Source organism: Mesorhizobium sp. M0340 (assembly GCF_040321535.1).
Classification (GTDB): domain Bacteria; phylum Pseudomonadota; class Alphaproteobacteria; order Rhizobiales; family Rhizobiaceae; genus Mesorhizobium.
Map to the genome: position 1 here is coordinate 260,342 of NZ_JAMYRR010000007.1, position 10,598 is coordinate 270,939.

The window sequence follows — 10,598 nt, forward strand, 5'->3', positions numbered from 1 at the left end:
AAAGTAGTTATTCTACCCAATGAGGGTACCACCGAAGCTTGACCTGCTAAACCGATATGATGTTACAGTTGTAGTATGGCAAAGGGTTCCCAGCTCTGTGGGTCTGCCAAAAGCCCGTCTAAGACGAAGAAAATACGATGAAGTTGGCATCAAATGCGATGTGAACCGCCCCGGGCTTTTCGGAGGCCGTTTCGTTTGAGTCACGCGGCTATGGCTGGTTCATCCAACATGGCGTAGTAGCGTTCCTCGGCTTCGGCCGGCGGGATGTTGCCGATGGGCTCCAGCAGCCGGCGATTGTTGAAGCAGTCGACCCATTCGAGCGTGGCGAACTCGACGGCCTCGAATGAGCGCCAGGGTCCGCGTCGATGGATCACCTCGGCCTTGTAAAGACCGTTCATCGTGCGAGAGCATTATCGAAAGAGTCGCCGACACTGCCCACCGAGGGTTCGACGCCGGCCTCCGCCAAGCGCTCGGTGTATCGAATGCTGACTATTGGGCGGATTCAACCGGTCGTCGCAACACCAAGGGATTGGAGGTTGCAATGACGGTTCACCAACGCGCTTCAGATCGGTGCACTCGAAAGAAGCTAGATTCGCCCGGGCGTCCGCCTGCCTGACAGCGTGAGAATCGCTTCCGGTTCTGGCAAGCTATTGCCTTGGGACGTTCGAGCGAGGAGGCCGCACTGGATGCCGGTATATCAACGCCTCTTGGTCCGCGCTGGTTTCGGAGTGCAGGAGGGATGCCGCCAACGCATTTGGCGCCGTGGGCAAAGCCGCCTTCGGGGCGATATCCTTCTTTCGCGAGCGCGAGGATATTGCGCTTGAGCTTGCCGGGGAATCGGCATCCGGGCCATTGCGCGTAAGCTAGGTCGGCCGCCGAGCACAATCTCGCGGGAGGTCAGGCGCAATGCCGCGACGCGCAGCGGCAATCTGGATTACCGGACCAGTGCCGCCTGATGGCACGCCGATCGTGCGTCCCGGCGGCCTCCTGGCAAGCTGGCGGTCAATCCGGCTCTGCGTGAATATGTTGAGGAGCGCTTGGCTAGCAAAGTCACCAACCCGCATGGCGCCTCATTCGAGGGCCCCAAGGTGGGTATGGAAAATGCGGAGGGCTGTTCACCGGCAGAGCCGGAGGTGGTCGGCAGCCCTGGAGCCCCGAGCAGATCGCTAAATCGGTCTTCAGATCGATTATCCAGAGGATCAAACCATGCGGATCAGCCACGAGACGATCTATCAGTCCTTGTACATTCAAGGACGCGGAGCATTGCGCCGAGAACTGACCGCATGTCTGCGTTCAGGCCGAGCGTTGCGCGTACCGCGCGAACGGGCCCGAGTGCGCAACAAGCCCTTCATTGGAGACGCCGTTATCATAAGCGACCGTCCGGCCGAAATTGCCGATCGGGCTGTCCCCGGACATTGGGAAGGCGACCTCATCCTTTCGGAAGCTCGGCGATCGGCACGCTCGTGGAACGAAGTTCACGCTTCACAATGCTGCTTCACCTGCCGCGCATGCATGGCTATCAGCAGAGCCTGCGCATCAAGAACGGTCCACCACTTGCCGGCCACGGCGCTGAAGCAGTCCGCAGAGCCATAGCCCGATCCATGGGCAAACTTCCCGAGCAACTGCGTCAGTCGCTGACTTGGGACCATGGAGCGGAAATGGCGCAGCAGCCGACCTGCGCATCGACACCGGGCTCGAGATTTACTTCTGCGATCCCCAAGCCCGTGGCAGCGAGACTCCAACGAAAACACCAACGGCTTGCTGAGACAGTACTTTCCAAAGGGCACGGATCTCAGTCGGCACACAGCCCGGGAACTGGACGCAGTCGCCCATGCTATCAACACAAGACCGCGCAAAACGCTCGGCTGTAAAACACCTGCCGAAGTCCTCGACCAGCTCCTTGGGGGACAGTATGATGCCGGTGTTGCGACGACCGGTTGAATCCGCCTTGGCTGCCTCTATCCCTGTGATGGATGAGCCCGCCTCCCTGCACGGGCCGCCGATCATGGAGCCTGTTCCAGGGCATCGAGAACGAAGGCTGCATGCGCCGTCCGGCTCACCCGCCAGCCGACGATCCGACGGGCATAGGTGTCGATGACAAAGGCCACATAGACGAAGCCCGTCCAGGTCGCGACGCAGGTGAAGTCGGAGACCCGCAGCATGTTCGGCGCCGGAGCATGGAACTGGCGGTTGACGTGGTCGAGAGGGCAAGGTGCGGCCTTGTCGCTCACCGTAGTGCGGATCGGCTTGCCGCGGACGATGCCTTCGAGGTCCATGGCCTTCATCAAGCGGGCAACCGTGCAGCGGGCGACGTCGAAGCCCTCGCGACGCAACCGCCGCCAGACCTTGCGAACGCCGTAGACGCGGAAGTTCGCCTCAAACCGTCGGACCTCATCCTTCGAGGCTGTATCCCATCTTGCCCGAGCCGACAGCCGGCAGGGGTCGACGCGCTTGGCGACATGGTCGTGGTAGGTCGACGGGGCGATCGGCAGCACCTTGCAGATCGGCTCGACCCCATGCGCCTTGCGGTGATCGTCGATGAACGCGATCGTGGCCTGAACCGGCGGTCGAGCTTCGCCTGGGCAAAATACGCGGAAGCCTTGCGAAGGATCTCGTTGGCCTGGCGAAGCTCACGGCTCTCGCGTTCCAGAGCCTTGAGTTTCCTCGCCACATCCGTAGGCACACCGACTTGCACGCCACTGTCGCGCTCGGCCTTCTTCACCCCTCATGCAGCGTCTGCGCCGTGCAGCCGATCTTGGCGGCGATCGATGAAACCGCCGCCCACCGCGACGTATGCTCGCGTTCGTGATCCAGAACCAGCCGCACCGCGGGGGTCCGGACCTCGGGAGAGAACTTGTTGGTCGCCTTGCTTGTCATGGTTCCACCTTCTCAGGAGTTGGAGCCTCCGATCAACCCGGGGCGGTACACAAGAAGGGTCACGGATCAATCGAGGCGGGAACCCTAGAGAATCAGCCCTCAGAGCCTTTGGTAATAGACCGACCCCTCGCACCTGTTTGGGCTGGGTGTACAAGTCAGGTTTTCATCAGGTTCGACGAGTATGTCTGGCAGTAGAGCGCGACCACTTCCGTGCCCGCCCGCTCGTCTGGCAGACACACACAGGAGAAAGATATGCCGTCAGCTACAAGCAGCGCCATCGTTTCCTGCCGCAGATCATCGCTGATCCGGTCTGGCCCTCCATCAGGTTCCCCTTGAGCCTGTGTCTCGTCGAGGAAATGGCCCGGGAGCGGGATCGTGGTTTCGTATGAGACAATCCGCCGGTGCGGCAACAAATGCGGTCCGCATACGGAGCCATTACGTCGCGGCACTTGATATTGCAGTGCAGCAAAGGTAGAGGGCCGCCCCTTATCGGAGTGTCGTCCATGGCCCTTACCAATGCTGGTAGCGAGGCAGAACCCGTCGAACAATCGAGCCATCCCGAAATCGAACAGCACAGCACCAAGGTGCTGATGCTAGGCGCGCTCGGCGTTGTCTATGGCGATATTGGCACCAGCCCGATCTACGCGTTCCGTGAGGCGCTGGTGGCGTCGTCGGGCGGCAATGTCGCCGAGCGCGGCGATATCCTCGGCGTGCTGTCGCTGATCATCTGGTCGCTGACTATCATCGTCACCATCAAGTACATCATGTTCGTGCTGCGCGCCGATAACGGCGGCGAGGGCGGCGTGCTGTCGCTGATGGCGCTAGCGCGCGGCAGTTTCCCCAAGCGGTCGGCGGTGATCCTGGGCATCGGCATCGTCGGCGCCTCACTGTTTTTCGGCGACGCGGTCATCACGCCCGCGATTTCGGTGCTGTCGGCGGTCGAGGGTATGAACGTCGTCACGCCGACCTTCCAGCCCTATGTGGTGCCGCTGACACTGGTCATCCTGGCCATGGTGTTCGCGGTGCAGCGCTTTGGCACCGGCGGGGTGGGATTGGTGTTCGGCCCGGTGACCGCCGTATGGTTCCTGGCAATTGGCCTTTCCGGTCTCAACCACATCATCGCCGATCCAGAAATCCTGTGGGCGGTGAGCCCGCACTACATCGTCGCCTTCCTGATCAATTCGCCCGACGTCGCTTTCGTGACCATCGGCGCCATCTTCCTTGCCGTCACCGGCGCAGAAGCGCTCTATGCCGATCTCGGCCATTTCGGATGCAGGCCCATCGTGGTCGCCTGGCTGTGGATCGTGTTTCCCTGCCTGCTGCTCAACTATGCTGGGCAGGGCGCTTTCGTGCTGGCGAAGAACGGTCACGTCGGCCACCCATTCTTCGAGATGAACGAAGGCTGGACGCTGATCCCGATGGTGGTGCTGGCAACCGCCGCGACGGTTATCGCCAGCCAGGCGGTGATCTCCGGCGCCTTCTCGCTGACCCGGCAGGCGGTGCAGCTCAATATGCTGCCGCGTCTCGAAATCCTGCACACCTCGGAACGGCAGTCGGGCCAGATCTACATGCCACGTGTCAATCTGTTGCTGGCGCTGGCGGTGATGCTGCTGGTGGTCGGTTTCGGCGAATCGAGCAAGCTGGCCTCGGCCTATGGCATCTCGGTGACCGGCAACATGCTGGTGACGACGGTGCTGCTGTTCGTCGTCATGACGCGCATTTGGAAATGGCGCCTGTGGGTGGCGGTCGCCATGACGGCGCTGTTCGCGTTCATCGACATCGGCTTCTTTGCCTCCAACATCGTCAAGGTGTTCGAGGGCGGCTGGGCCTCGCTGGCGGTGGCCTTCACCATCGTTCTGGCAATGTGGACCTGGGTGCGCGGCAGCCGCTATCTCTTCGACAAGACCCGCCGCAACGAAATCCCGCTCGATTTCCTCGCCGGCAATCTGTTGAAGAAGAAGCCGCAGCTGGTGTCCGGCACCGCCGTGTTCCTGACCAGCGATCCGCAAAGCGCGCCGACAGCGCTGATGCACAGCCTGAAGCACTACAAGGTGCTGCACGAGCAGAACGTCATTCTGTCGGTGGTCACCGCACCGCAGCCGCTGGTGCCCGACAGCGAGCGGGTCAAGATGGAGACGGTCAACGAGTTGTTCATGCGGGTGACGCTGACCTTCGGCTATATGGAGCAGCCCAACATTCCGCGCGCGCTGGCGACCTGCCGCAAGCAAGGCTGGAAGTTTGACATCATGACGACATCCTTCTTCCTGTCGAGGCGCTCGCTCAAAGCCTCGCCCAATTCGGGCATGCCGGTGTGGCAGGACAAGCTGTTCATTGGCCTGGCACGCACGGCCGCCGATGCGACCGAATATTTCCAGATCCCGACCGGACGCGTCGTCGAGATCGGAACGCAAGTGACGATTTAGGGCATGCCGCGGTTGAGAAGAATCGGTGCTGTCAGATTGATTGAGCGGTAAGGAAAATCAGGTAGCAGCGCGCCCGGCACTGTAAGTTTCAGCGGCTTGATGCAGCGATAGCTGGCCGGGACGGCTGTGACGCTGTGGCGACACAATGCATGGCGGCGTTACGCAGGTCTCGATGTTGAGCCGATGACAGCGCATTGCAGGGAAAGTGGAGCAGGTCGGCAATCGGATCATGGATGGAAACGAACCGCTGAAGCTGGCGTGCCGACTTGAAGCGTTTCATGATCCTTTCGCGTCGTCGGGTGGGCTGGTGCGAATTTTCCGCTCGATTATTCAGGCCTGTGTGCGACCGGTGTTCGACGCCGGGCATGAGGTCGCGCATGGCGGCATCATAGGATCGGAGCTTGTCGGTGATCATGATCCGTGGTGTCTGCCCTTGAGCCTTCAACCTGTGCATCAGACGCTTTGCCGCCTTGGAATTTCGGCGGCTTTGTACCAGCACTTCGAGGACGAAGCCGTCCTGATCGACGGCACGCCAGAGCCACTGCTTCTTGCCACTGATAGCCACGACACATTCGTCGAGATGCCATTTGTCGCCCATGCAGCCGGCTGACCGTCGCTTGATCTCTCGGGCGAAATTCCGTCCGAATTTCTCCGCGCAGCTTCGAACGGTCTGATGCGTGACGATGATGCCGCGGGCCGCCAGCATGCCCTCAACCATGCGCAGGCTGAGCGGAAAGCGAAAGTAGAGCCATACCGCGTGCGCAATGATCTCGGGGGAAAGCCGTGGCGACCATAGAGCGGACCACGAGCAACTTCTGACATGGCCCAATGTACGCACATCTTCATAAGCTGTCGGTTGACTTTACGGTGCCGCGCCAAGCGAGCAGCATCCGGCCGGCGGGGCCGACCCCGTCTCCCGGCCGTGAGCAGAACGGCATCGCGCAGGCGCTTCATCCTCGACGCGGCCAGCCTGCTTTGCCGTTACCGCCGCCGCCGAAAGCGCCAGGCGTTGCCGCCAGGCGCCGATCCGCCGGCAGCGGTTCGTCTCCACCGATGATCCGATTGCCAACCAGTTCCACTTTCTCCCAATACCTGCGTAACGCCGCTATGCAAATCTGGAACAAAATCGCGTATGTCGCCGCAGCATGACAGCCGTCCCGGCCAGCTATCGCTGCATTAAGACGCTGATATCTTTACACTGCCCGCACGCCTCTCGCGCGCCAACGGCCAGTCGGTGTCGCGAATTGAGGCGCGCTGAAGCCGTCCGGCTCAGCCGATCATGGCGCTTCGGTTGCCGGGTTCGAGGTCGTGGCCTCTGCCGCTGCGCGATTCTAGCATTTGCGCCTTGGAGAGCTCTGCTTCAGCCTCGGCGAGGCATGGCTCGGCTGCGGTTCTCTGCCGCAGAAGGTCCGATTGCGAATTCTTGACGTTGTCACGACGTAGGCGAGCGGCCTTGGCGAACGTCGGATAAGCGAAATGATTGACATCGGAGATGCCGGCCTTCGTTTCCTCGGCGTTTATCTGGAAGTCCAGTTCTCGCGCCATGCGTTCGAAATCGGCAATCATCATGTCTAGCTGGTGCAACTGTCGCCGCTTCTCATTCACCTGAAATTGCTTCAGTCGGACCAGACTACCTCGGGGCTTCATGACTCGGTACTCCGGTACACATTTCGTCCAATTCAAACCGCTCTCTCCCCTTAACGTTAGGCCTACAGCGACTCTCACGTTTTCTGCTGCGAGCGGAAACATATTTTCCAAAATCCTTGCCCGATGGCTATGAGTTCAATGGCATCGACAAGCATGCGAGCGGGGGACTTAAGGGGCGGTAAAAAAAAGGCGGAATAGGGCGATTTTCACAATGTCTGCATATGAACGCGTTGGGACCTGCGGCGGCTTGACACACAAAGCAATCGTCAAGATTTGCGACATGGACGCCGGGGGGCATGAATACGCCCGCCGTCAGCTACACGCCCCCCGATTTCCGCCGCCTATTATCGCCCACGCGGTCTGGCTTTATTTCCGGTTTCCGCTGAGCCTGCGCCTGGTTGAGGAAATGCTGCTGGAACGCGGCATCGTGGTTTCGTATGAGACAAGTCGCCGTTGGGGCATCAAGTTCGGGCCGGACTGCGCTCGCTGCTTGCGCCGCAAGCCGCCGTGCCGGAATGATGTCTGGTACCTGAACGAAGTGGTCGTCACCATCGCCCGGCAAAAAGCTTTGGTTGTGGCGCGCCGTCGACCAGGATGCGTGGCCAACCATGCCTCCTTTGGACACATGGCCTGCGCGAGGCAGAGCGCGACCGACAGCGCCGATGGCTTCTCAAGGGTGAGGCAGAAGCCGAGAATGCAGCGCGTGGCCACGTCGCTAACGATCGTAAGATATGCGCGGCCGATGAAGGTTCCACCACCGTCGACGACCTCAACGAAGTTGATGTCGGTGGGTGTGTGATCGATCTGGCAGACATCCAGCGGGTGCGTGGCACGGATGTAACCCGGCCGCGCCTTGAGCCGTTGAAGATGCTTCGGGTTCGCTGATCTTTTCCTCGCGATCTACTCGGGGCTGAACAGCGAGGGTATGCGACGCGCGACGGTGAGATAGGATGGAGTGGCCAGGCCGGCCTCCTCGCAGCGAGCCCGGACCTCGGCCACGACGGGAGCGAGCGGCGGAGCCTCCAGCACGAGCCACTGCGTCTTCACGATGATCTCCTCGATACCCTGGTCAAGGCGCTTTTTCCGAGTCCCCTCCCCGTCGCGCAGCAGCGACGTCACGGTCCGGTCGATGCGGTAGCGCGCCAGCAGATTGTAGATCTGGCGGGCGCAGCTCCGCGGCGGCCCGCTCGATCGGCGCCTGACGGGGCCCCGCACCATCGAGGATCTTATCCAGCTCGCGGGCTACACGACGTGCCGCGGACCATGCTTCATCGGAGAGAGATGGGGAAGGAGTTGCTTTTCGGTTGTGTAATCGGTTCGGCAAATGACCAATGAAATCGTTAGCGGAAAATCGGGGCTGTCGTAGCGCTAAAACCTAAACAACACCTAACTTTTCCCTGTTTGAAATCGGGAAGTAAAAGCGACACCGGTAAACCAGCGAGCCATCTCCAATATGTGAATTGTGGATTGCTCCTCGACGGGAGCTGAGGGGCGGCTCCGCAAGCCTTACGACGCTCTTTGCGAGCCGTAGCTGCCGAGCTGGCAAAAGGCCGGGCTACGTCGCGCCAGCGCAATCGGCGCGCAGAAAATTAGGCCTACCCGCTTCGGGACCGCGGACCTCGTCAGCTTCTCGTAAGTATGCCCGAGTAGGTTGCTCAGCTGATCTGTGGACGTGAGGCTAGCGTGAACCGGCACAAATTTGACCTATCCAATGTAACAGCTTGGCGGCAGGTGCAGCCCCCGGCATCTCAAGAGCAAGCGGCACAGGCCGGGCAAGCGGGCTTTGAGCAGCGCTTGGGCGAGGCGCGCCGAGCCGCTGCCCAAATTCCGGCCCCCGGCGTTCCGGCTCTGCCAGACCCGTTCCATCCTCATCCGTCTCAGGGAGACCTGAGCCTCATCGAAGCCGCGGCCCCATGGGAAGCGCAGCCCATGATGCAAGGGAGCGGACAAGAACACGCCGCGGCGCCGTACGCCGGAGGCAGTGGGTCGATGCTAGGTGCCTCGGTGCTGCAGCCGGGTCACTCAACGGCGCGCCATCATCATGCACCGGATTCGTCAGTGGTTGATCTGAATCCCGCACCGGTCGAGTTGCGTGACCATGCTCGTTCTGTGCCGCCGGCGGTGCAGCCAGATCCTTCAATAGTGGTCTCCGGTCACGACAAGCGTCCTCTTTATTCCAACGATGCGACTGTTGTCGAAGGGCTGAGGTCAGCACTCTATGCCGGTAAGGTCGGGGAGCGCTCGGTCAAGCGCCATGTAAATTCTCTTCTCGGCTTCGGTCGTTGGCTCTTTGATAATAACAGGCCGGGATTTGCTGCTCGGCTTGACGCGCTGGATCAGGATCTCAAGGAGTACGAGAGCAGGGTCGGCCCCTCGGAGTACGAGAGCAGGCGTGGCCCCTCGGACGTGGCTAGAGCAGTGGGTCGTCTCAAGACGTGGGCGGGCGGAGCGCCAGTGCTGGGCCGCGCTGTCCTGACTCCCGACCCTGCCGACGCCGCGCTCATCAGAAAATACACAGCGGCTCTCATCAAAGAGTACAAGGCAGCGTCTGCGACCGAGCCGAATCCCGCTACCATTCAGACCTATGGATCTGCTCTTAGACGTTTTAGTCAATACCTGGTTGAAAACAACAAGCCGGGGATTGCGGCTCGGCTTCACGAGGGGTCGCTGGATGAAGATGCCAAGCGCTATATGAACTCCGGTGGGATCAGTGCACTAGCTCATCTCCGGAAGTCCGAACTCAGGCGCGAAATTGCCCTTGCTGCTCGTCCGGAAGACGCAGTCGGCATGGAGGCTCGTGCCATTGGGGACGCCGCTGCGCAGCATAGCGGGCCGCAGAAGGCATTGGGTCGGCCAGAGAAGCTCCCTGGGAAAGCTAATGAAGACGGGCGGGTGCTCGGCGCATTGCAATTGCTAGGCGACCAACATATCCAGAGGGATTACCAGCTCCTGGAGCAGGAGTTGCAGGGGAACAATCCAGAACTCGCCGCCCGGACGCGGTTCGTGGATCCCCTCGTAGCCCATTCTCATCTGCGCTTCGGCTCCGAGAGCGACAGGCTAAGCGCATTCCAGCGCATCGTCCATAATCAGAACGGTAACGACACAGCCGACTTCCTGTTCGTGCCAGTGAGCGATGCCGGTACGACTCGTGAGGAGCGCGGCACCCATTGGTCGCTGCTATTCGTTGATCGCCGCGACCGGGCACGGCCGGTTGCCCATCATTATGACTCCGCCGGGGAATACAATAAAGAGCTTGCAAAAGAGTTCGCAAAAAGGCTGGGCGCCCGCCTGGACTCACCCCGCATGGCCCAGCAGAGCAACAGGTGGGATTGCGGAGTCTACGTGGTGGACGGCACGCGGGCGCTGGTTGGGCGATTGCAAAGATGGCAGCCAGATGACCTGAACCTCAACAACCTCGTCGTCAATCGGCAGGCACTACAAGCCCGACTCATGGGTGACGATACATCTGGAACGGCAAATTATCTCACGAACTTTGAACTCATGGACCGACACGCCCGAGACGCGGTTAAGGAAAGCCCCGTTGGGACGGGGGACGCCGCTGCGCAGCGCAGCGGGCCGCAGGAGGCATTCAGTTGGCCAGAGAATCTCCTCCCTGGGAAAGACGACGCTGTTGTGACATCGTCTTTCGTG

At 60.9% G+C, this 10,598-nt stretch carries 3 protein-coding genes, 7 pseudogenes and 1 other annotated feature; of the genes and pseudogenes, 4 read left to right on the forward strand and 6 right to left on the reverse strand.

The window, feature by feature from the left end; genetic code table 11:
- Nucleotides 1-200 precede the first annotated feature (200 nt).
- Nucleotides 201-490, reverse strand: a pseudogene (locus tag NKI79_RS13650) (IS3 family transposase); the annotation flags it as partial.
- Between the two features lie 159 nt (nucleotides 491-649).
- On the opposite strand from NKI79_RS13650, the pseudogene NKI79_RS13655 reads away from it, so the two are divergent.
- Nucleotides 650-1,941: pseudogene (locus tag NKI79_RS13655) on the forward strand (IS30 family transposase).
- Between the two features lie 7 nt (nucleotides 1,942-1,948).
- On the opposite strand, the pseudogene NKI79_RS13660 reads toward NKI79_RS13655, so the two are convergent.
- A pseudogene (locus tag NKI79_RS13660) lies at nucleotides 1,949-2,877 on the reverse strand (IS3 family transposase); the annotation flags it as partial.
- Nucleotides 2,478-2,594, reverse strand: a sequence feature (AL1L pseudoknot). Its footprint overlaps the pseudogene before it by 117 nt.
- 503 nt (nucleotides 2,878-3,380) lie before the next feature.
- Between NKI79_RS13660 and NKI79_RS13665 the strand changes: the two are divergent.
- Complete coding sequence (locus NKI79_RS13665) at nucleotides 3,381-5,300, forward strand: potassium transporter Kup (protein ID WP_352802081.1); 1,920 nt, start codon at nucleotides 3,381-3,383, stop codon at nucleotides 5,298-5,300.
- Nucleotides 5,301-5,388: 88 nt separating this feature from the next.
- Here the strand turns inward: NKI79_RS13665 and NKI79_RS13670 are convergent.
- The 3 genes and pseudogenes from NKI79_RS13670 to NKI79_RS13675 all read right to left on the reverse strand — a co-directional run bounded on the left by NKI79_RS13670 (nucleotide 5,389) and on the right by NKI79_RS13675 (nucleotide 6,947).
- Nucleotides 5,389-6,122, reverse strand: a pseudogene (locus NKI79_RS13670) (IS6 family transposase).
- A gap of 50 nt (nucleotides 6,123-6,172) precedes the next feature.
- A pseudogene (locus tag NKI79_RS33230) lies at nucleotides 6,173-6,333 on the reverse strand (DUF1403 family protein); the annotation flags it as partial.
- A 236-nt stretch (nucleotides 6,334-6,569) separates the two neighbouring features.
- Complete coding sequence (locus NKI79_RS13675) at nucleotides 6,570-6,947, reverse strand: flagellar export protein FliJ (RefSeq protein WP_352480573.1); 378 nt, start codon at nucleotides 6,945-6,947, stop codon at nucleotides 6,570-6,572.
- Between the two features lie 296 nt (nucleotides 6,948-7,243).
- Between NKI79_RS13675 and NKI79_RS13680 the strand changes: the two are divergent.
- Nucleotides 7,244-7,549 (forward strand): annotated as a pseudogene (locus NKI79_RS13680) (IS6 family transposase); the annotation flags it as partial.
- Here NKI79_RS13680 and NKI79_RS13685 read toward each other — a convergent pair.
- Nucleotides 7,548-8,271 (reverse strand): annotated as a pseudogene (locus tag NKI79_RS13685) (TnsB C-terminal domain-containing protein); the annotation flags it as partial. The pseudogenes NKI79_RS13680 and NKI79_RS13685 overlap by 2 nt on opposite strands.
- Before the next feature lie 734 nt (nucleotides 8,272-9,005).
- Here NKI79_RS13685 and NKI79_RS13690 point away from each other — a divergent pair.
- On the forward strand, nucleotides 9,006-10,598 hold a 1,593-nt coding region (locus NKI79_RS13690), incomplete at its 3' end, for a Ulp1 family isopeptidase (protein ID WP_352802082.1).

Coding starts and splice junctions, on each gene's coding strand:
- NKI79_RS13675 (WP_352480573.1), bottom strand. CDS start 6,947: ATGAAGCCCCGAGGTAGTCTGGTCCGACTGAAGCAATTTCAGGTGAAT.
- NKI79_RS13665 (WP_352802081.1), top strand. CDS start 3,381: ATGGCCCTTACCAATGCTGGTAGCGAGGCAGAACCCGTCGAACAATCG.